Source organism: Rhizobium sp. Leaf262, from assembly GCF_001422245.1.
In the GTDB taxonomy this organism is placed as follows: domain Bacteria; phylum Pseudomonadota; class Alphaproteobacteria; order Rhizobiales; family Rhizobiaceae; genus Agrobacterium.
On the sequence record NZ_LMMM01000002.1, the window covers coordinates 141,555 to 162,241 of the forward strand.

Here is a 20,687-nt window from a genome sequence, read left to right on the forward strand (position 1 = left end):
TATTAAAATTATAACGAGAGAATCTTATCATACCTATTTCTATAGTAGAATTTTTAACCCTCCATTCAGCATTCCCCGGCAGTATTTACTTGTATTTTTTGTGCGTGCAGGGCTGTTATGACGAGTATTTTAACCAATTCATCAGCGATGGCTGCCCTTTCGACGTTGCGAAAGATTAACGCCGATCTCGCGACCACGCAGACAAATATTTCAACGGGCTATCGTGTTCAGCAGGCGTCTGATGACGTGGCATACTGGTCGATTGCCACAACCATGCGCTCCGACGAAAAAGCACTTTCAGCGGTACAGGACGCGATGGGCGTCGGTGCGGCAAAAACCGATGTTGCCTATGCGGGGATGGAGTCTGCCATTGAGCTCGTGTCGGAATTCAAGGCCAAACTCGTTCTGGCATCGGAGCCCAGCGCGGACAAGCTCAAGATCAATGACGAGCTGACCAAACTCAAGGAGCAGCTTCGCGCCGTTGCCGGTGGGGCAAGTTTCAACGGCGAAAACTGGCTTAAATTCGATACGGACGAAGATCCTATACAGATTGGTAATCCGAAGGTCGTGAGCTCATTTGTGCGCGGCGATGACGGCTCGGTGTTCTTACAGACGATGACGTACGATAAGATCGATTTTCCTGCCTGGCCTTACTCTGATGCGCTGATCGATGATTCATCGGACACCCATGGCGAATTCGGTATCCTTACTACGGATACGTACGCTTGGAATCTCGGACTTTCCACGGGGTATATGCTGATTCAGGGGAAGGGCAGTGGGACCACCCACACGGGATCGCCAGCATTGCCACAGGTCGAGATCGGTCTCACCGAAACGACGACCCAGCAAGAGATCGACGATATGATGTCTGTGGTAGAATACATGCTGAGCGATATGCAGGACAGCGCGGCTAAGATTGGCGCGCTGGGCATGCGCATCGACCTTCAGAACGATTTCGTCGGCAGTCTTCGCGATTCCCTGAAAAGCGGTGTCAGTCGTTTGGTCGACGCCGACTTGGAGGAGGAGTCAAGCCGCCTGAGTGCTCTGCAAAGCCAGCGGCAGCTTGGCGCTCAATCGCTTTCGATTGCGAATAACAATTCCCAGACTTTGCTCACCCTGTTTCGTTCGTGATTTGAGTGGCGTCCCATATCTGAGGTTGCCTCGCTTCAACGCACCCTTTTTCGGTTGGCGCTTTCACGGATTGTGGTCATCGTCAGAACGACGCCACCTGCGGCGAGCGTGAAGAAGCCCATCGTCAGCAGCACGATGACGAAAACGCGGTCGGACGCTTTGGAGATCGGGGCAGCGGCGATAGACGAGGTCGTCATCGGGTCGACCATTTCCGCAGCGTGGGACGTCGTGGCAAGTCCTGCTGCCATGGTGACAATAACAACGATAGCGGCGAGCGCCATCCACAGCGAAAAAAGCATTCTTTGTGCTCTCAGCCGGTCTACCGATTTCCGATCATTGAGAAACATTGTTCCGGTCCCTTGTCCACGTCTTTTCGCGTCTCATGTCGGCAAAGCAACGCAACGCTGCAATTTTCGCGACATGCTTTAAAATTGGCTTTGAAGTGGACGGCTTGTGGACCGAATTCAGACAGTCCGGCGTATTTATTGCGGCGATATCAAGGCAGCGGTTAACAGCTGTTAAACGGCGGTCAAATTCCGCGTTTTCCGAAGGTGCGCACGGGCTTTGGGCCACGCGGTTCAGGCCCTGCATTAAGGTGTGAGGCGCTGGCAGATGGCGCGCTGAAAAGGGAGGAGCGGGTGGAGCCCAGCAGTTCTGGAAAGCGTTCGTTGAAGGTGGTCGGCGCCAGTTCCGGGCGTGCCAACGCATAGCCCTGCATCAGCGAGACGCCGAGGTCGAGGCACAGCTCGATTTCCCGCTCATCCTCCAGCGCTTCGAAGATCGGTTCGATCCCTTCGCTGGCGAATTGCTTGACGATGACGCGCAGCAGGGCGGCACCGGCGGAGTTGCGCATGAAGTGCCGCACCCATGCCGCTTCGAACTTGACGTAATCGGGCTTGATCAGCTTCACGCGCTCTATATCGGAATCGCCCGCGCCGTAATCGGCAATGGCGACGCGAAAGCCCATGGCGCGCATATGCTCGGCGAAATCTGCCACGAGACGAGTTTCCGAGCCCTGATTGTCGGCGACTTCGCAGACGATACGATCCGGTGACATGCCCGCTTCATGCGCAGACAGGCGCATGCGCTCCACTTCCTGCCGCATCTTGGCCGGGGTGCCAAACAGACCGGGGTGGAAGTTGACGAAGATGCGTGCGCGGGAGCGTTCCAACTTGCCGGTGTTGAGAATGTGGATGGTGCGCAAGATGCTGTCGATGGCTTCGATATCGTCGGGATGCACCTGCTTGAAGAGCTGCGCCGGTGGCACCAGTTCCGTGCCCTGATAGGGGCGTACGAGGCCCTCGAAGGAATCGATATCGAAACGCCCATCCGACAGGCGTCGGAAAATCGGCTGAAGCGCGGATTTGAGGGTGAAGGGCGCATAGGTCGTGGACCAGGAACCATCGGTTTCGCGCGCGAGATTTGAGAAAATGCTTTTCGGTGCCACGGCGTTTTATCCGGAAAATCATTTCAACCGTGCGATCATAACATGAAAAGCGTTACGCGCCAGTTAAGCAAAATTTGAAATACCCTGAAGCCGTTTGTTTCCGTTGTTGATAGAGGCAAACCGTACATAGTTTGGCTGTAATTGCTGCGGGTGTAACGTTTTGCCGGCTTTTGCTCTTGAAACAACGTTCGTCTTTCGACATACCACTTGCCGCAGAGGGCGACCGTCGCAAACTTCTGCCGATGTCAACTTCAATAGGACCGATAAAAATGGCCTTCCTTGCCGACATTCTCTCCCGCGTAAAGCCGTCCGCCACCATCGCCGTTTCCCAGAAAGCCCGTGAATTGCAGGCCCAGGGTCGCGATGTGATTGGCCTTGGCGCAGGCGAGCCGGATTTCGATACTCCTGCAAACATCAAGGAAGCCGCCATTGCCGCCATTAACGCTGGCAAAACGAAATACACGCCGATTTCGGGCATTCCCGAACTGCGCAAGGCGATTGCCGAAAAGTTCAAGCGCGAGAATGGTCTGGACTACAAGCCGGAGCAGACGATTGTCGGCACCGGTGGAAAGCAGATTCTTTTCAACGCCTTCATGGCAACGCTTAACCCCGGCGACGAAGTGATCATTCCAACGCCTTACTGGGTCAGCTACCCGGAAATGGTGTCGATCTGCGGCGGTACGCCCGTCTTCGTTCACACCACGCTGGAAGGCAAGTTCAAGCTGACGGCAGAAGCATTGGAAAAGGCGATCACGCCAAAGACCAAGTGGTTCCTGTTCAACTCGCCGTCCAACCCATCGGGCGCGGCTTACAGCCACGACGAGTTGAAGGCGCTGACCGACGTTCTGGTCAAGCACCCGCATGTCTGGGTTCTGACCGACGACATGTATGAGCACCTGACCTATGGCGACTTCAAGTTCGTGACGCCTGTCGAAGTGGAGCCATCGCTCTACGACCGCACGCTGACCATGAATGGCGTTTCCAAGGCCTATGCCATGACCGGCTGGCGCATCGGCTACGCCGCCGGCCCATTGCAGCTCATCAAGGCCATGGACATGATTCAGGGTCAGCAGACGTCTGGCGCGACCTCCATCGCGCAGTGGGCGGCTGTGGAAGCGCTGAACGGCACGCAGGACTTCATTCCTGCAAACAAGAAGATTTTCGAAGGCCGTCGAGACCTCGTCGTGTCGATGCTGAACCAGGCCAAGGGTATCAATTGCCCGATGCCGGAGGGTGCGTTCTACGTTTACCCGTCCTGCGCAGGCCTGATCGGCAAGACCGCACCTTCGGGCAAGGTCATCGAAACCGATGAGGACTTCGTAACCGAGCTTCTGGAAACGGAAGGCGTCGCCGTCGTTCACGGTTCGGCCTTTGGCCTCGGCCCGAACTTCCGCATTTCCTATGCGACGTCTGAGAAGTTGCTTGAAGAAGCCTGCAACCGCATCCAGCGTTTCTGCGCAAACTGCCGTTAAGCATTGTTTGTTTTGAGAAAAAGCCCGGCATCGCTGCCGGGCTTTTTCGTTTCAAAGTCCCAAAAACAGCAGCATGACGAATGTCGCGAACAGGATGAAATGCGTCATCCCCTCAATGGCATTCGTTTCACCATCATTCAGGTTGATCGCCGCTGCAAAGAGCGTGATGAAGACCATCACCGTCTGCACCGGGGTCATGGCCATGATGAATGGTTGGCCGGTGTAGAGCGCAATGGCCTCCATGACCGGCACGGTGAGGATGACGGTGGAGAGCGATGCACCCATGGCGATGTTGACCACCGACTGCATGCGGTTGCGCAGTGCCGAGCGCATGGCGGTCATGATCTCAGGTGCGGCGGAGATGGTGGCTACGACGACGGCCATCAGCGCAACGGGCGCGCCGCTGCCTTCCAGCCCATTGCTCAGAAATGCCGACATGAATTCCGCCAGCGCGCCTATGATGACGACGCCGATGAGGATGATGGCAATCGAATAGGATGCCGGGCCTTCATCCTCTTCTTCCGCCGCCTCGGTCTGCTGCTCGGCGGCGCTCTTCTTGCGTTCGGTACGAGGGTAGCGATAGCTGAAAAAGTAGCTGTGCGGCCCGACCTGCATTTTCAGGAACAGGGCATAGAGAGCAATCATGGCGCCGATGGTGAAAATGGAATAATAATGCCACTTCGCCTCTGGAATGAATTCCGGCACGATCATCGAGATACCCATGGCGGTCAGGATCATCACGACATAGGTGCGGGCGGAATCGTCGTTGTAGGGTTGCTCGCCGTGGCGGAGGCCTCCCAGCAGGGCGGCGATGCCCAAGATGCCGTTTATGTCGATCATGACCGCGGAATAGATGGTGTCGCGTACCAACGTGGGTGAGGTGGATTCCTGCATGATAATGGCGAGGATCAGCACTTCCACGGCAACGGCGGAAAGCGTGAGGATCATCGTGCCATAGGGATCACCGACTTTGGCCGCCAGAATTTCGGCGTGATGCGCCACCCGCATCGACACCAGAATGATGACGCCGATCAGCGCTGCCGCCACGACGAAGGACAGCACCTTGCCCTGTTCCATGACCATGTGTTCGGCAAGATAAGCAGCCACCGCGCACGGTAACGCTGCCAACAGCATGCGCTCCTGTTTCAGCGTCGTCGCAATCGACATTTTCGCCCTTTCGTTTTTCTGAACTGATGACAATCAAGGCTGCGGCAACATGCGGGATTTGCACATTGGGCAATTTGGTAGGATAGTGCGTTTCAAGGACATGGCGACAATGCCGCGATCTCGTCCTTCAAATGCGCGTTTGCGGCAAAGGTTGCCACGCCCCTTCAATCTGCAAGGAGGAAGTGTGCATGACCAAGGTTGTATATGAGATTGTAGAGCATGATGGCGGCTGGGCTTACCGGATGAACGGTGCCTATTCGGAAGCCTTCCCCACCCATTCCGATGCCGTCCAGGCCGCACGCATCGCCGCAGCCGAACAGCAGGTCGGTGGCGAGGACGAGGAAATCTATTATCAGGACGAACGCGGTCGCTGGCACGAGGAACACAGTCAAGGTGGCGACAGGCCGGAGGCCGAGGTGGTGGATGGTTTCGAGGAACCGCAGCAGACCCGCAACGCCATCTGAGCCGGGCAGTTATCACGTCTTGCTGGTCAGTGCGTGCGGGTCCGTTGCTCTTAAAAATCCCTTCAACCCATCGACCAGCGCGTTGAACACTGCACGGCAGCGTGGCGATGTTCGCAGGTTCTCGTGCATGGCGACCCATGCATGCAGTGGTATTTCCAATTCCGGCAGAAGATGGGTGAGGGTGGCGTCGCGGCTGGCGAGGCCCACTTGGCATAGGCCGACACCTGCACCGGCCCGTATCATGGAAAGCTGTGCGAGATTGCTGTCGGCACGAATGGAAAAGGGAATGTTTTCGGCGTCAGGAATGCTGGGATTGTCGTTTCGTATTCGCTGAAGGATGGCCCTTATGAAAGGGGTCTTTCGGTCGAAGCCGATGAGGCGGTGGTCGATGAGGTCGTCCTTGGACAGCGGTGTGCCCATTCTCCTCAGGTAGTCGTTATTGGCATGAAAGCCCACCCGGAAATTGCCGATGTAGCGCATGACGATCGCATCCTGCACCGGCTTGGTCATGCGGATGGCGATATCGGCTTCCCGGCGCAACAAATCCTCCAGCGTATCGGAAAGCGACAGCTCGATTTCCAGCTTCGGATGCAGTTCCTGAAGCGATGCGATGATCGGCGGGAGGATTTCTACACCGATGATATCGGAGGCGCTGATGCGCACGGCCCCTTCGATCTTCCCCACTTCGCCCGAAGCCGCGCGCATGAGGGCCGATGCGGTGGCTGCAAGGTTTTCGGCATAGGGTTTCAAGGCAATTGCCGCATCCGTCGGCACCAACCCATGGGGCGAGCGGATGAAGAGCTGGAACCCCATGCTCTCCTCCAGCGCGTCAATATGGCGGCCTACTGTCGGCTGGGTAATGCCGAGTTCACGGGCGGCGGCGGAGAGCGATCCGTCACGCAGCACGTTGAGAAAGGTGCGGTAATAATCCCAGTTGATCTCACGGTCTTTGATCATGGATTTTCGTATAGTGGTTCAACGGTTTTAGACAATTTCGTATAGCTGATATCGGGCTCATACTCCAGCCATCAATTCAGATTGGAGTTTTAGCAGTGACCAGCAATAGAGATACATCCAAGCCATTGGCACTGGTTCTGGGAGCGCGCGGCGGCATTGGCGGACATGTCATGGATATGCTGCTGCGCCGGGGCTGGCGCGTGCGTGCACTGGTGCGGGGAAATATGCCGACCTCAGCCAATCCCTCGCAGGAGTGGGTGCGCGGTGATGTGATGAACGCAGCCGATGTGGCGAAGGCAGCCGAGGGCGCGACCCTCATTGTTCACGCAGTTAACCCGGCAGGGTATAGGAATTGGGAGACACTGGTTCTTCCTATGCTGGATAGCACCATTGCCGCTGCAAAGGCGGTGGGAGCCCGGATTTTGCTACCGGGAACGGTCTATAATTTCGGGCCGGATGCATTTACCGCTCCAACCGAGGACAGCCCGCAAAACGCGTTAACCCGCAAGGGCGGCATTCGCGTGGAGATGGAGCGCCGTCTGCGTTCCGCCGCGACACCGGAAACGCCGGTGCTGATCGTTCGCGCAGGTGACTTCTTCGGGCCGGGTGCGAACAACAACTGGTTTAGCCAGGGTCTTGTCACGCCGGGCAAAAAGATCACCCACGTTACCAACCCCGGATCGCCGGGCGTCGGCCATCAATGGGCCTATCTGCCTGATGTGGCTGAAACCATGGGTCAGTTGCTGGATCGTGCCGGCGAACTTGAACCATTCGCCACCTATCACATGGATGGGTTTTGGGACGCCGATGGCAAGGGAATGTCGTCTGCGATAGAGCGGGTGGTGGGTCATAAAATTTCGGTCAAGCAAACGCCGTGGTGGCTGTTGAAGCTGGCCTCGCCCTTCGTGCCGATGTTTCGGGAAGTCATGGAAATGCGCTATCTCTGGAAGACGCCGATCAGAATGAGCAATGGAAAACTCACCCGCTTTCTGGGTGCAGAACCCCAGACGCCCATCGACGAGGCCGTGCGTGCCTCGCTTATCTCGCTGAAATGCCTGGACCCGGAAGCGGACATGGAAGCTCCGAGAGCCATATCGCACGCGTGATACATGATAGAAAAGCCGCGCACCTGAGTGGGTGCGCGGCTTTTTGGGTCTTTATGCCAGAGCAGGATAGTCCGTGTAACCTTCCGCACCACCGCCATAGAAGGTCGGCTGGTTCGGTTCGTTCAGCGCGGCATTCTCCTTCAGGCGACGGACGAGGTCCGGGTTGGAGATGAAGGCCTTGCCGAAGGCGATGGCATCGGCTTTGCCGCTTTCTGTCGCGGCAATCGCGCTGTCGCGGTCATAACCGTTGTTGGCGATCCACAGGCCCTTGCCACCGGCATTGGTGTATGCGGCCTTGAGAGCATCGTAATCGAAAGGCTTGTCGCCCTGCTTGAAATCACGCGGGCCGCCGGTTGCACCTTCGATGACGTGGATGAAGGCGAGGCCACGGCTGCCGAGTTCGCGCACGACATAGTCGAACAATGGCTGTGGGTCTGCTTCGAAAATGTCATTGGCAGGCGTTACCGGGGAAAGGCGGATGCCAGTGCGACCTGCGCCGATTTCCTTTGTCACAGTATCAACGACTTCCAGCAGGAACCGGGCGCGGTTTTCGATGGAGCCGCCGTAATCATCCGTGCGCTTGTTGGTGCCTGATTTCAGAAACTGGTCGATCAGGTAGCCATTGGCCGCATGAATTTCTACGCCGTCAAATCCGGCATCGATGGCAGCGCGGGCGCCGGTGCGGTAATCTTCAAGAACGACCGGGATTTCGCCCAAGCCCAGTTCGCGCGGCTCGGATGTTTCGGCAAAGCTGCCGGTACCATCGTCATTGATGATGTAGGTTTTGGAATTGGCCTTGATGGGAGAGGGCGCAACCGGTTGGCCGCCATGCGGCTGCAGAGAGGTGTGTGAGATACGGCCAACATGCCAGATCTGGGCGACGATCTTGCCGCCTGCCTTATGAACGGCCTGGGTTACAGCCTTCCATCCATTGATTGCTTCCTGCTTGTAAAGCCCTGGTACGTCGGCATAGCCTTGGCCTTGCTGCGAAACCGGCGTGCCTTCGGTCACGATAAGGCCAGCCGTGGCGCGCTGTTCGTAATAGGTTGCGTTAAGATTGTTGGGGATCGCGCCTGGAGACCGATTGCGGGTCAAGGGGGCCATGACAATGCGGTTTGCGAGAGAAATATCGCCTGCCTGAGCGGGTTCGAACAGTTTAGTCATGAAAGTGCTTTCTCTTCTGGTTGATAGAGAGCGCCTGAGGCGCGCTTAAAGCTTCTGGTTCAGATAGCGGAGAAAGGCCGCGATATTGTCCTCGTCACGCTCATAAAAGTTCCATTGACCAACCTTGCGCGACCGGATCAGCCCGGCGGACTGAAGAGCCGCCAGGTGGGAGGAGACCGTCGATTGTGAAAGGCCGGAAATTTCGAACTGATGCGCACACACACCCATGGTAAAGGGATGTGCTTGATTGAAATGCTGTTCTGGCTGTTTCAGCCATTCCAGAAATTTCAGTCGCACTGGATGTGCAATCGCTTTGAGGGCGTCTTCGTGGTTCATATCGCTTCCGTATATCTGTACATAGCGATATTTATATCGAGAAAAATCGATATCAAGGGCTCGCGCAAAACTTCTTTGGCTCGCCACATCTCAAAAAAAAGGCCGCTGGATCACTCCGCGGCCTGACAGTTTGAAGGTCGAAACCTCCAGAGGGGAACAGCCGCCCGATGCAAGCATCCGCAACAGCTGCATTGAATATGGAAGCGCTACCGGCGAAGAACAAGGGCAATCCGTTCCACAAACGCAGATAGTGGAGAAAATTTTTGCGGGTAAAAAAAGAGGGCCACCGGATCACTCCAGGGCCCTTGTAAGTGTGAAGGTCAAAAACCTCCAGAGGGGAACAGCTGACGCGGCGGAACTGGGAGGAAAAGCCGCCGTGTGCATCAGCTATGTGCGATATGATGCTTTCTTGGGCAGCATTCAACTCTTTTTTGTGCAGGCCAGCCCTGCGTTGGGCGCATCACTGCTATTGCCTGTCATATTTATTTCGCAAATCAGCGACCTCTCCAGCCACGGAGAGTCGTCTTTGTCAGCTATCAAGTGTTTGTAATCGCAGCGTTTTTAGAGAAAGTCTAACGTCAGAAATTCCAATTGCGCGCTTTTGCGACAATGAAATCTCTAAAGACTTTCAGCTTGGCTGCATTTTTCAACTCGTCCGGATAACAGAAATAGGTATCGAAGGACGGAATATCTGCCGGCAAGGAGAGCTGAATGAGCCCTGGGTCGCGTCCGACGATATAGTCAGGCAGACAGGCGATACCGATTCCCAGCAGGCAGGCGCGTTTGATCGACGTCTGGCTGTTGATCTGCAAATGCGCCAGCCGCGTGTTATCCGAGGAGCGCCCGGCGTTTTCCAGCCAGTTCACGTCCAGCAGATAATTCGGCGCAGGCTCTCCGAAGGAAATGACCTTGTGGTTGTCCAGATCCTCGATCGACTGCGGCTCTCCATACCGGTTGATATAGGAGGGCGCGGCGTAGACATGCATGTGCACGGTAAACAGCTTGCGCTGAATGAGGTCTGACTGCTGCGGCTGGCGCAGGCGAATGGCGCAGTCCGCATGGCGCATGTTCACGTCCAACTCCTCGTTGTCGAGGATAAGCTGGATTGCCATTTCCGGGTAGAGCTGCAGAAATTCCTGTACCTTGTCCGTCAGCCAGCCCTGACCCAAACCCACCGTGGTCGTGACGCGCAGCTTGCCGCTCGGCTTTTCGGTCGTTTCCGTCAATTGCATTTTGACGGTTTCAAGCTTCAGCAGCACGTCATGCGCCGTTCGGTAAAGCAATTCACCCTGTTCGGTCAGAATGAGGCCACGAGCGTGACGGTGGAAGAGCTTGACGCCAACATCCTGCTCCAGAGCGCTGACCTGTCGGCTGATCGCCGACTGGGAGAGGTGCAGCTTGTCTGCTGCGTGAGTGAAGGAGCCAGCTTCGGCGGCCGCATGAAATATGCGCAGTTTGTCCCAGTCCAACGGCATAGGCATGCGGTTTTTAGCCTTTCTTATTCAGCAGCAACGGCAAGCGGCGCTTGCGCTGCGAGAAAACGTTCGGCCTCGAGCGCGGCCATGCAGCCCATGCCCGCAGCGGTTATGGCTTGGCGATAGGTGTCGTCGGTCACGTCGCCCGCCGCGAAGATGCCTTCGACATCCGTCGCCGTGGAATCTGGCGCCGTCCACATGTAGCCATTCGGCTTCAGCTTCAGCTTGCCTTCGAATAGTTCGACTGCTGGCGCGTGTCCGATGGCGACAAAGACGCCGTGGACAGGCATTTCGGTGATCTCGCCGGTCTTCGTGTTGCGAATTTTCGCGCCGGTCACGGATGGCGGCATGGGCGGCTTGGCGGGCGTACCGACGATTTCGGCAATCTCGCTGTTCCAGAGAATATTGACGTTCTGCTTGGCAAATAGACGCTCCTGCAGGATTTTTTCCGAGCGGAAACTATCTCGACGGTGCACGACCGTGACCGACTTGGCGATATTGGCAAGGTAGAGCGCTTCTTCGACGGCAGAGTTTCCGCCCCCGACGACGATCACATCCCTGTTGCGGTAGAAGAAGCCATCGCAGGTCGCGCAGGCTGAAACACCGAACCCCTGGAAATGCTGTTCGCTTTCAATGCCCAGCCATTTCGCCTTGGCACCGGTGCAGATGATCAGCGTATCAGCGGTCCAGACTGCTCCGGAATCTGTCTTGACCGTGAACGGGCGGCGGGTCGTCTCGACCTCGGTCACCAGATCGTTGACGATTTCTGCACCCACATGCACAGCCTGCTTCAGCATCTGATCCATCAGGAACGGTCCCTGGATGGGGTCGGCATAGCCGGGATAGTTTTCCACATCGGTGGTGATCATCAACTGGCCGCCCTGTTCCATACCGGCGATGAGAACCGGTTCGAGCATTGCGCGTGCTGCATAAATCGCAGCCGTATAGCCAGCTGGGCCGGAGCCGATGATCAAAACCTTTGCGTGGCGGGCGGACATGGAACGTTCCTTTCAAAACAGGGGTGGCTGATATGAGAGCCGTGCGCCAGGCTCCTGCGCGATACACCCCTTCGTTGTCCGGTATTTAAGAGTGTCCAGTGTCGATATTCAAGGGCAGCCTTGCGTTACCAACAGGGCATCCGGCATGTACACGTAATTTTGTGTCCCGCCGGTGTAGGATTATTGCGAATCCCGCCGCAAAGAGTAGAAGGATGCAACTCGCTCAACAAGGAAAAGCCTCTTGGCCAGCGTCGAACTCGATGCCATCGATCTAAAAATACTGCGCGAATTGCAGCGCGACGGTCGCATGACCAATGTAGACCTCGCCGACCGCGTCGGCATCTCCGCGCCACCCTGCCTGCGCCGCGTGCGCAAGCTGGAAGAGGCTGGTATCATCGAAGGCTACCACGCCATGCTCAACGCCCCCAAACTCGGCTTTGACCTCGTGGCCTTCTGCATGGTGGGCCTGAAGCGTCAGTCCGAAACCAACCTAAAAGCCTTCGCCGCCGCCACAGACCGCTGGCCGCTGGTACGCCAAGCCTGGATGGTCTCCGGCGACAGCGACTTCCTGCTCCACTGCGTGGCCGAAAACCTCACCCAGTTCCAGGACTTCGTCATCGAAGTGCTGACCGCTGACGAGCATGTCGACACTGTGCGAACCATGCTGACGATCCGTCAGGTGAAGCGGGCAGGGCTGGTCGGGGTGTGAGACCTTCGACCAAGCCATTGGGGAGGGTACGCGGGCGATGAGTCTAAATATTTTTAATGTTTTTGTATATCATGGTCATTCGAGGAAATTTTGCGATTTCCACTCGAAAACCTCTGTCGACCAAAAAGCTATTGGTTTCGGTGAATGTGTGAGCGCCTTCTTTTCCTCGCTCAAATCCGCAATCAATCGCTATGTAGTCGACTTTAGAAAGAATGCCCTCTGACCCAGCTAGAACTTCTGGCTCGGCACCCTCAGCCTCGATCTTCAATACGACCTTACTATTTGTTGGTATGTTGGTTATGATAGCATCAAGTCGTCTAGCCTGAACTTTGTGGACTGCGTCGAAGTCACTAATTTCGATTGCCGAGCTGTCCGCAGTGCCGGGCTTGCTGAAGAAATCAAGAACCGCGTCTTCTGACCAAAGTGCCAAACGATTTACGTTGTTTTCGCCTCCGTATGCATTCAGGTTAACGCAACGCGCCTCAAGCGTTTCTGGTTCGAAAGCGATATAATGCAGATCGCGGTGTTTAGCCCAGACACCTAGTTCCCCGATATTTGCCCCGCAATCAATGAACCAATCACCGGGTGATAATGGTATGTGCTCCAAACTGTATTGTTTTGCTAAAGCTTCTACACCAGCTACAATACCATTTTTTGAGCGATTGTGTCTTTTTCGGCGACATATAAAAAGCTCATTTTCGCCATCCGTGACACGATAAATATTTTGTTCAAGAGTTGGGCGAATTCGATGTTTTTTTCCGCGAGCCCAATTTCTGGCATTGATTAATGCGCAATAAATACTGGGGGGGAAAATATCCGTAATGTCTTGCATGTGTCGCTCTCAAAAAGGATGTTGTGCTAGAGGAAGAACTTGTCAGCTGTTGCGCGTAGGTAAGCTTGGGCATGTAGCTTGGTGCGAGCGAACTGAGCATTTATTTTTATTTTTTCGTTAGCTATTTTTTTCAAGTCTAGCAAAGCTTTTGTGTCCCACACTACGTGCTCTCGTTCTTGCCAAAGGCTATTTATATCGGATTGTGTCGCATTCCATTTGAACGGCTCAAATTGGTAGAATTTGTAGCGAGCATCATTAACTGGAAGGAGATCGATATCAGGTCTTTGAATAGGATGTAAAAAGCCAGCCACCGGTAGATGGATGGTCTTCGCGTGCGATAACCAAGCTGCTGTCCAAGAGAATGAACTAATTGAAACTGCTATTTGACGGGAATGCCGCAGAGTTTCAAAGTCTTCAATCGCTGTCTTTGGTGGAGAAAAAACGGCTTCAGGGTAACGTTGTCGCAGCTTTTCTGTGTAGTAACTTTCACCCATCTGACCCAAAAAAACTGGCAATGCGTCTGATTTTTTCAGTACAGCATCGATATAGGAGAATGGGATGGGGTAGTAGTCTCTATGCGCGGGCTGTAAAATATCGCCACCACGAATATGGAAAACGACGTGTCCTTCACCGTATACCGGAACTGTTCTGATATTACTTTTTATGAGAGGGCGATAAAATTCTGGTTGCGCGTAATTAGATAAGCGAAATGCTTGCCCTTTTAGCACTATGTTTTTGGATAGTTTTCTTTTTATTATTTTGACTATATCGTCACAGAATAAGTAGTTTCCTTTAAGAACAAGTTCCTGCTTAGGCTTGCCATCCATTTTTTTTGAAATAAGCCCCCACTCGGGCACGTCGTAACCAGTGACCTCAAGATTTTCACAAAGTCGCTGGATATTAGCTGCAAAAAAAAACTGCAACAACTGATTTGCAGTCCCGCCACGGGGCTCTATACGCAAGCATGGGTTCATGTATTGTATCCAAGTATTACATTTTATAACTTCATGATGGGTTTTGGAGATCGGCTAAGTGTCAGACACCCTATTCGCATCGTTTATTCTGGTGTTGAGTTAACTTGGTAGACAATAGAGCAAACTCTTGATCGAGTGGGAAGTGATGATTTCCTATAAAAAATCCATCAGTATCAATCATTTCAGCATTCTCAATGCTCCCGGCGATTGAATAGTCAAACCATTTCAACACTTCGTTTTTGGCGAAGTTTCCAGCAACGACTGGACGGGTATCGATTTTTGCATCGCTGAGTGCCGCGACTAGGCTAGCACGAGTTATCCCGGCGTCTGGCTCCAAGATAAGGCTAAACCCGAACCAGCTACTTTTACCGATCTCTTTTTGTGTTCGCAGATATGGATATTTCTGCATCAAATCCAGAAAACGTTCAGCGTTTTTACGGCGCTCTTCTACAATCATTGGTAATTTTCGAAGTTGAGCCAATCCAAGTGCTCCGCTCATTTCCAGCGGACGAAGATTATATCCCGGTAAGATAAAGCGGAATGCTTCTGTAAATGGATCGTCGCTTTTTTCGGAAGTTATGCGGTTTTTTTTGGGAAGATTACGGGTCCATCCGTGAGCACGCAAAGCCAAGAGAATGTGATAGATTTCCTCGTCATCTGTTGACACCATTCCGCCCTCCATCGTCGAAATATGGTGGCTGAAAAATGAACTGAAGGTTCCCATGAGGCCAAAGGTACCTGTCTGTTGCCCTTCGTAAGTCGCGCCCATCGATTCGCAATTATCTTCCAGAAGCAAGATATCCCGCTCACCAATAATTTCATTTATCTTTTTGAAATCATTTGGATTTCCAAGAAGATTAACGGCCATAATGGCTTTGGTTTCTGGCGTTATCGCTTCGCGCAGCTTTTCCAGATCATAGTTCAAGGTGTCACGGTCGATATCAACGAATCGGAGCTTCAGCCCATACTGATAGAGGGGGTAATAGGTTGTGCTCCACGAAACAGCAGGGACAATAACTTCTGCACCCGGCAGCAGCGGAGATTGCGATTTGTAACGCAACGCGGCGATCATGATGAGGTTGGCTGACGAGCCGGAGTTGACCATGACACAGTATTTGCTGCCAAGATATTCGGCGAATGCTTTTTCGAATTCGGCAACTTTCTGCCCCATCGTAAACATTCCAGACTGAATAACAGACTGAAGAGCCTCATATTCCTCGTGGTCCCAAGCAGAATTGGCGAGAGGATAGGACATGTCATGCTTCCTTCGAGAGATAATATTCATAGGTGGCGCGAATGCCGTCTTTAAGGTTGGTCTTGGCGCGCCAGCCAAATTCGGTCTGTCTCGTGACATCCAGAAGCTTTCGCTTCATACCAACTGGCTTGGAAAGATCGTGCTTGAACTGACCAGCATAACCAATGACCTCTGCCGCCGCTCCGTAATATTCGTTGATGCTGTAATCGTATCCCAGGCCCATATTGATGAGTGATGGCATAGCGTCAAAACGGTCAATTGCGAAGAAAATGGCCTCTGCCAGATCTTCTGCGAACATGAACTCCCGACGTGCAGTGCCGTCGCCCCAGATGTCCACAAAAGGGGCGTTATCTGCACGCGCGACATGAAGCTTTTGGATAACGGCTGGAATCATGTGAGAAACTGAAGGGTCGAATTTGTCAAAGCGACCATATAAATTACAAGGAATGATGGTTTTATATTGATACGCGGAATCTTCGCGGGAAACGTACTCGCATAGACGGGCGATTGCACATTTCGCGATCGCATATCCCTCATTCGTGGGCTCGAGCATGCCGCCTAAAACCTGCTCTTCGCGGAGCGGTTCTTCTTGATCGCGCGGATACATGCAAGAACTACCCAGATTGATGAGCTGTTTTACTCCCGCTGATTTCGCGGCAGATACAACATTCTGACCCATCATCCAGTTTTCAGAAAGAAATTTAACCGGTTCCCTTATGTTCGCCTGTATTCCGCCGACGCGACCCGCTGCGTGAATGATGAGGTCAGGCTTAGTTTCTTTAACGAAGGCTTCTGTCCGCTCTGCATCAAGCAGATTAACGTCATGGCTGGCGGGCGCAATGATCTCAAGCTGTAACGTCTTTGCGTGGGACACTATGTTGCGTCCCACCATTCCACGTCCGCCGGTCAGTAGAATCTTCATTGGGTTACCTTCACCAGTAATATCGTGAATTGGGATGGCATTATTCTTCAGCCATGACGCTAAGATCACTCTTTACCATTTCGCGTACAAGTTCCCGCACGCTCGTCTCGTGCTTCCAGCCAAGTTTCTGGTGCGCTTTCGAGGGGTCGCCGATGAGGAGGTCAACTTCGGTTGGTCGGAAATAGCGGGGGTCGACTTCGACCAGAACCTTGCCGGTAGTGGTGTCGATGCCTTTTTCGTCCACGCCATGGCCTTCCCATTTCAGGGTGAAGCCGACATCGGCAAAAGCCCATTCCACGAAGGTTCGCACCGGCGTCGTTTGGCCTGTTGCCAGCACGTAGTCTTCCGCCTCATCCTGCTGCAGTATCAGCCACATACCACGCACATATTCCCTGGCGTGGCCCCAGTCGCGTTTGGCATCCAGATTGCCGAGATAAAGCTTATCCTGCCGCCCGAGTCTGATGGCGGCTGCCGCACGGGTAATCTTGCGCGTAACGAAGGTTTCGCCACGCAACGGGCTTTCGTGGTTGAAGAGAATGCCGTTCGAGGCGTGAAGGCCGTAAGCTTCACGGTAGTTTACGACGATCCAGTAGGCGTAGAGCTTCGCCGCCGCGTATGGACTGCGCGGGTAGAAAGGTGTCGTTTCGCGCTGCGGGACTTCCTGCACCAATCCATAAAGCTCCGATGTCGAGGCTTGGTAGAAGCGGGTTTTCTTCTCAAGGCCAAGGATGCGGATGGCTTCCAGCAGGCGAAGCGTGCCGATGCCGTCTGCGTTTGCCGTATATTCCGGCGTTTCGAACGAAACCTGCACATGGCTCTGCGCCGCGAGGTTATAAATCTCGTCCGGCTGCGTTTCCTGAACGATGCGGATGAGATTGGTGGCATCGGTCATGTCGCCATAATGCAGGAAAAATCGCGCGTTTTCCTCATGCGGGTCCTGGTAGATGTTTTCGATACGGCCAGTATTGAAAGACGACGAGCGGCGCTTGATGCCGTGGACGATATAGCCCTTATCAAGCAACAATTGGGCCAAATAGGCTCCATCCTGACCGGTTACGCCGGTAATGAGAGCCACTTTCGCTTTGTCTGCCATTTTGATCCGCTTTCATCTTGCTCTCGCGCCTGAAAACTCTGCACTGGCTTCGAACAGATTATCGAAGATGAATGCGGTAACTGTCAGGGTGCGTTGGTTCATTGTGCGATATCTCAAGTGAGATTCAAAATAAACCTCCGATTTGCGTGGCTCACGGTCTATCAAGCGTCCATTCACTGTAAAGCCATCTCAAATGCTTGCATTTGCGTGCGGCGCAACCCTATAGACTAATGGCTGCAACGGTGGACACGGGTATGGTGTCGGACTTTTTTGTGTAAGAGAACGAATGACGAAACTTGGCGCCTCCGCATTCATCATCTGCCTCAATGAAGAGGCCTATCTTGGCAACTGCATTGAAAGCCTTGAAGGTTTTGCCGAGATCGTGATTGTCGATTCCGGCTCCGTGGATGGGACGCCTGCTTTGGTGCAATCATACATAGAGAAGGGCTGGCCGATCCGGTTCATGCATGAGACTTGGCGCGGGTACGCCGGGCAGAAACAGTTTGCGCTGGAGCAGTGCAGCCAGGCTTGGTGCCTGAATATCGATGCCGATGAGCGGCTGGATGCGGCTTTGCGCGCGGCTTTGCCTGAGTTGCTTTCTGCGCCGGAGAGTGTTGTCGGCTGGAAAGTGGCGCGCAGGCCTTATCTTATTGGCTACGGCTATACGCCGGAAAACGTGCGTGAGCGGAAGAATCTTCGGCTCATCCGGAACGGCAAGGGTGGCTATGATCTTGCGCAGAAGGTGCATGAAGGCATCGTCCCGACTGGTGAGGTGAGGTCATCTGAAAAGGGCAGCTTCTTGCACTATCGGCCGCTCATCATCGATGAGCAAATTCTGAAAGAAAACAAATATTCCACCCTGAAGGCTGATCAGCAATTTGCGGAAGGCCGCAAAGCCAAGCTCTCAAAACTTCTGTTGTCGCCCTGGCTCTATTTTCTGCGGCTCTATTTCAAAAACGGTCTGTGGCGCTGCGGTATGCCCGGCTTTATCGAAGCGGCAACAGGCAGCATTTACGCATTTCTCACCCAGGCGAAAATCCATCAGCGTCACGCGCTGAAACGTCGGCCCAATGTCGATGATATGGAGCGTGGAAGGAAACATCTATGAAAGTCATGCATTATCATCTCGGCAAGGATGGTGGGGCCGAGCGGTTTTTCGTGCATCTCGTCAATGCGCTTGCGCGCAGAGGTGTTGAACAGAAGGCCGTCATCCGGCCCAACCGCCTTTGGAAGAAGAATATCGACGGCGTTTGCGGCATCATCGAAAGCAATTTTCGCAATCTTTCGCCTGACAGGCTGCTGCTTCCCCTCAAAGTAATGAGCATGGCGCGTCAGGAAAAGCCAGACGCCTTGATGTCCTGGGCAACGAGGCCCAGCCGGCTGATGCCGAATTACAAAGGCTGCATCAAGCTTTCGCGTCTTGGCGATTACCCCACCAAGCTGGATTACTTCAAGAATACGGATATTCTGGTCTGCAATACGCCTGGCATTGCCGAGCATGTCAAAGCCATCGGTTGGACGCGTGGTGTCGAGGTCATTTCCAACTTCACCAGCACGCAGGCGATTGCGCCGATCGCGAGGGCTGAGCTGGATACTCCGCAGGATGCGTCGGTGGTCATGTCCATGGGGCGTTTTGTGAAGCGGAAGGGGTTTCATACCCTGATCGATGCCGTCGCTGGCTTGCCGGGTGTTTATCTGTGGCTGGCGGGCGATGGGGAAGAACGGGAAAGTCTGGAGGTGCAGGTCGATGCGCGTGGCATGCGGGACCGGGTTCGCTTCATTGGCTGGAAAGATGAGACGCGACCTTACGTGTCGGCTGCCGACATCTTCGTCATGCCATCCAGTCATGAACCGCTAGGCAATGTCATCCTCGAAGCTTGGGCGCAAAAGAAACCAGTGGTTTCCTCCAAATCCGAGGGGCCGATGTGGTTCATGCGAGATGGAGAGAACGGCCTTCTGGCAGAGATCGGCGAAGCGGAGAGCTTTGCTGCTGCCATCGGCAATCTGCTGAGCGATCAGGCGCTATCGCAGCGTGTAGCCGCAGGCGGACATGAAACGCTGATGGGCCAGTTCTCTGAAGAGGCCGTCGCCTCTGCCTATATCGACCTTTTCAAGCGGAAGCCTTGACCGCGTCATAAACCCTGCCGAGATTTTCCGCTTCACCCGCGATGGTGAAGTTCTCGGCCACGTGTTGGCGAGCGGCCATTGCCGCTTCCAAACGCTTCCCATCGTTTTTCAGCCATTTCGAGGCAGAATCGCTCATGGCTTGCAGATCACCTCGAGCCATAACCTCCCCGGTCTCCCCCTCAACCAACTCTGGAAACGCCCCTACATCTGTCGCGATGACCGGCACAGCTGTTGCCATTGCTTCGAGTGGTGTCAGGCCGAAGCCCTCCCAACGCTGCGGGGCGATGAAGAGGTCGAGGGTGCGGTACCATTCGTTGATGTTGGTGTGTTCGCCGACGAAGATGATGCGGTCTGCAAGGCCAGCAGCACGGACCTTTTCCTTCAGGCCGTTTTCAAATTCCACATGCGGCCCGGTGGCGCGGCCGGCGATGATGGCTGACCAGTCGGGGTTCTGCGGCAGCACGGCGATCATGGCATCGACGAAGAGGTCCGTGCCTTTCTGATGGCGCACTCTACCGAAGCAGCCGGCGTATTTTTGGTTCGGGTCGAGACCAACCGCACGTTTTGCCTCAGCCTTATCGGCGGGCGGGGAAAAGCGTTCGGTATCGATGCCGTGCATGATGACGGTACTCGGCACATCCATATAGGAGGCCGTCTTGGCGCTGGTTGCGATGATCGCATCCATGCGGGAAATCAGGAATTTCGTCCAGCCGCTGTGTTTTCGCTGCGAGGCGGAAGTGAAGACGAGCTTCAGCTTCATGCGCAGGATATCGCGCAGGATGATGGCGGGCAGCATTTCGATATTGCGGCGCGCGTGCCAGACGCGCGGCCTTTTATCCGGTCCCAATTGCCACAGCCGCCACAGGTCACGAAAGCGGACATGTGGCAGGCTTTGCGGCAAACCCGGCCCTATAACGGCAACCTTTTGCCCGAGCCGATTTTGGACCGGCACGAGCTGGATGATCGTGGATGTCACGCCGGAAAGCCTGCGCTTGAAATTCGGCGCAAGCACCCGGACATCAGCCAAGTCGATATGGGGCAAAATCGGGATCTCGTGA

At 54.4% G+C, this 20,687-nt stretch carries 22 protein-coding genes; 8 read left to right on the forward strand and 14 right to left on the reverse strand.

The window, feature by feature from the left end; all coding sequences use genetic code 11:
- Positions 1–117 precede the first annotated feature (117 nt).
- On the forward strand, positions 118–1,131 hold the full coding sequence (locus ASF29_RS04285; RefSeq protein WP_062448917.1) for a flagellin: 1,014 nt from the start codon (positions 118–120) through the stop codon (positions 1,129–1,131).
- Positions 1,132–1,166: 35 nt separating this feature from the next.
- Here ASF29_RS04285 and ASF29_RS04290 read toward each other — a convergent pair whose 3' ends face one another.
- Entirely contained in the window at positions 1,167–1,430 is a 264-nt protein-coding gene (locus ASF29_RS04290) for a hypothetical protein (RefSeq protein WP_244473483.1), read from the reverse strand.
- Between the two features lie 230 nt (positions 1,431–1,660).
- A complete protein-coding gene (locus tag ASF29_RS04295) occupies positions 1,661–2,578 on the reverse strand; it encodes an EAL domain-containing protein (protein WP_062448921.1) in 918 nt (305 codons plus the stop codon).
- Between the two features lie 269 nt (positions 2,579–2,847).
- Here ASF29_RS04295 and ASF29_RS04300 point away from each other — a divergent pair, with 269 nt between their 5' ends.
- Positions 2,848–4,050 (forward strand): pyridoxal phosphate-dependent aminotransferase, encoded by a 1,203-nt coding sequence (locus ASF29_RS04300; protein ID WP_062448923.1) that lies wholly within the window; start codon positions 2,848–2,850, stop codon positions 4,048–4,050.
- Positions 4,051–4,101: 51 nt separating this feature from the next.
- On the opposite strand, the gene ASF29_RS04305 is transcribed toward ASF29_RS04300, so the two are convergent.
- Positions 4,102–5,217, reverse strand: a complete 1,116-nt coding sequence (locus ASF29_RS04305; protein WP_062448924.1) for a calcium:proton antiporter — start codon at positions 5,215–5,217, stop codon at positions 4,102–4,104.
- Positions 5,218–5,405: 188 nt separating this feature from the next.
- Here ASF29_RS04305 and ASF29_RS04310 point away from each other — a divergent pair, with 188 nt between their 5' ends.
- Entirely contained in the window at positions 5,406–5,681 is a 276-nt protein-coding gene (locus ASF29_RS04310) for a DUF2188 domain-containing protein (protein WP_062448926.1), read from the forward strand.
- A 12-nt stretch (positions 5,682–5,693) separates the two neighbouring features.
- Here ASF29_RS04310 and ASF29_RS04315 read toward each other — a convergent pair whose 3' ends face one another.
- Positions 5,694–6,638 carry a LysR family transcriptional regulator gene (locus ASF29_RS04315; RefSeq protein WP_062448928.1) on the reverse strand — a complete coding sequence of 315 codons (945 nt, stop codon included), beginning with the start codon at positions 6,636–6,638 and terminating at the stop codon, positions 5,694–5,696.
- A gap of 95 nt (positions 6,639–6,733) precedes the next feature.
- On the opposite strand from ASF29_RS04315, the gene ASF29_RS04320 reads away from it, so the two are divergent.
- The gene (locus tag ASF29_RS04320; RefSeq protein WP_062448929.1) at positions 6,734–7,744 is read left to right on the forward strand and encodes an NAD(P)H-binding protein; all 1,011 of its coding nucleotides are present in this window, start codon (positions 6,734–6,736) and stop codon (positions 7,742–7,744) included.
- 51 nt (positions 7,745–7,795) lie between these two features.
- Here ASF29_RS04320 and ASF29_RS04325 read toward each other — a convergent pair whose 3' ends face one another.
- Together ASF29_RS04325 and ASF29_RS04330 are read right to left on the reverse strand one after the other, a co-directional pair.
- Positions 7,796–8,908: an alkene reductase gene (locus ASF29_RS04325; RefSeq protein ID WP_062448931.1), complete on the reverse strand. Its 1,113-nt coding sequence runs from the start codon at positions 8,906–8,908 to the stop codon at positions 7,796–7,798.
- Between the two features lie 45 nt (positions 8,909–8,953).
- Positions 8,954–9,244 (reverse strand): metalloregulator ArsR/SmtB family transcription factor, encoded by a 291-nt coding sequence (locus tag ASF29_RS04330; RefSeq protein WP_062448933.1) that lies wholly within the window; start codon positions 9,242–9,244, stop codon positions 8,954–8,956.
- A gap of 130 nt (positions 9,245–9,374) precedes the next feature.
- Between ASF29_RS04330 and ASF29_RS04335 the strand changes: the two genes are divergently transcribed.
- Positions 9,375–9,794, forward strand: coding sequence for a hypothetical protein (locus ASF29_RS04335; RefSeq protein ID WP_062448934.1), 420 nt, complete (start codon positions 9,375–9,377; stop codon positions 9,792–9,794).
- Between the two features lie 28 nt (positions 9,795–9,822).
- Here the strand turns inward: ASF29_RS04335 and ASF29_RS04340 are convergent, their stop codons facing one another.
- Positions 9,823–10,719, reverse strand: coding sequence for a LysR family transcriptional regulator VtlR (locus ASF29_RS04340; protein WP_062448936.1), 897 nt, complete (start codon positions 10,717–10,719; stop codon positions 9,823–9,825).
- A 23-nt stretch (positions 10,720–10,742) separates the two neighbouring features.
- On the reverse strand, positions 10,743–11,717 hold the full coding sequence (trxB, locus tag ASF29_RS04345; RefSeq protein WP_062448937.1) for a thioredoxin-disulfide reductase: 975 nt from the start codon (positions 11,715–11,717) through the stop codon (positions 10,743–10,745).
- 241 nt (positions 11,718–11,958) lie between these two features.
- Here trxB and ASF29_RS04350 point away from each other — a divergent pair, with 241 nt between their 5' ends.
- Entirely contained in the window at positions 11,959–12,426 is a 468-nt protein-coding gene (locus ASF29_RS04350) for an Lrp/AsnC family transcriptional regulator (protein WP_062448939.1), read from the forward strand.
- Positions 12,427–12,469: 43 nt separating this feature from the next.
- On the opposite strand, the gene ASF29_RS04355 is transcribed toward ASF29_RS04350, so the two are convergent.
- From ASF29_RS04355 to gmd, 5 genes are all read right to left on the reverse strand, one after another.
- Positions 12,470–13,258, reverse strand: coding sequence for an FkbM family methyltransferase (locus ASF29_RS04355; RefSeq protein ID WP_082453374.1), 789 nt, complete (start codon positions 13,256–13,258; stop codon positions 12,470–12,472).
- A gap of 26 nt (positions 13,259–13,284) precedes the next feature.
- On the reverse strand, positions 13,285–14,232 hold the full coding sequence (locus ASF29_RS04360) for a hypothetical protein (RefSeq protein ID WP_062448942.1): 948 nt from the start codon (positions 14,230–14,232) through the stop codon (positions 13,285–13,287).
- 70 nt (positions 14,233–14,302) lie between these two features.
- Positions 14,303–15,487 (reverse strand): DegT/DnrJ/EryC1/StrS family aminotransferase, encoded by a 1,185-nt coding sequence (locus ASF29_RS04365; protein ID WP_062448944.1) that lies wholly within the window; start codon positions 15,485–15,487, stop codon positions 14,303–14,305.
- Between the two features lies 1 nt (position 15,488).
- Positions 15,489–16,409 (reverse strand): GDP-L-fucose synthase, encoded by a 921-nt coding sequence (locus ASF29_RS04370; protein ID WP_062448946.1) that lies wholly within the window; start codon positions 16,407–16,409, stop codon positions 15,489–15,491.
- 40 nt (positions 16,410–16,449) lie between these two features.
- Complete coding sequence (gene gmd / locus ASF29_RS04375; protein ID WP_062448947.1) at positions 16,450–17,502, reverse strand: GDP-mannose 4,6-dehydratase; 1,053 nt, start codon at positions 17,500–17,502, stop codon at positions 16,450–16,452.
- Positions 17,503–17,788: 286 nt separating this feature from the next.
- Here gmd and ASF29_RS04380 point away from each other — a divergent pair, with 286 nt between their 5' ends.
- Positions 17,789–18,610, forward strand: coding sequence for a glycosyltransferase family 2 protein (locus ASF29_RS04380; RefSeq protein ID WP_062448949.1), 822 nt, complete (start codon positions 17,789–17,791; stop codon positions 18,608–18,610).
- A complete protein-coding gene (locus tag ASF29_RS04385) occupies positions 18,607–19,629 on the forward strand; it encodes a glycosyltransferase (RefSeq protein ID WP_062448951.1) in 1,023 nt (340 codons plus the stop codon). The genes ASF29_RS04380 and ASF29_RS04385 overlap by 4 nt, the downstream gene beginning before the upstream one ends.
- On the opposite strand, the gene ASF29_RS04390 is transcribed toward ASF29_RS04385, so the two are convergent.
- Positions 19,613–20,671: a glycosyltransferase family 4 protein gene (locus ASF29_RS04390; protein ID WP_244473484.1), complete on the reverse strand. Its 1,059-nt coding sequence runs from the start codon at positions 20,669–20,671 to the stop codon at positions 19,613–19,615. The two genes, ASF29_RS04385 and ASF29_RS04390, sit on opposite strands and share 17 nt — an antisense overlap.
- Between the last annotated feature and the right edge of the window lie 16 nt (positions 20,672–20,687).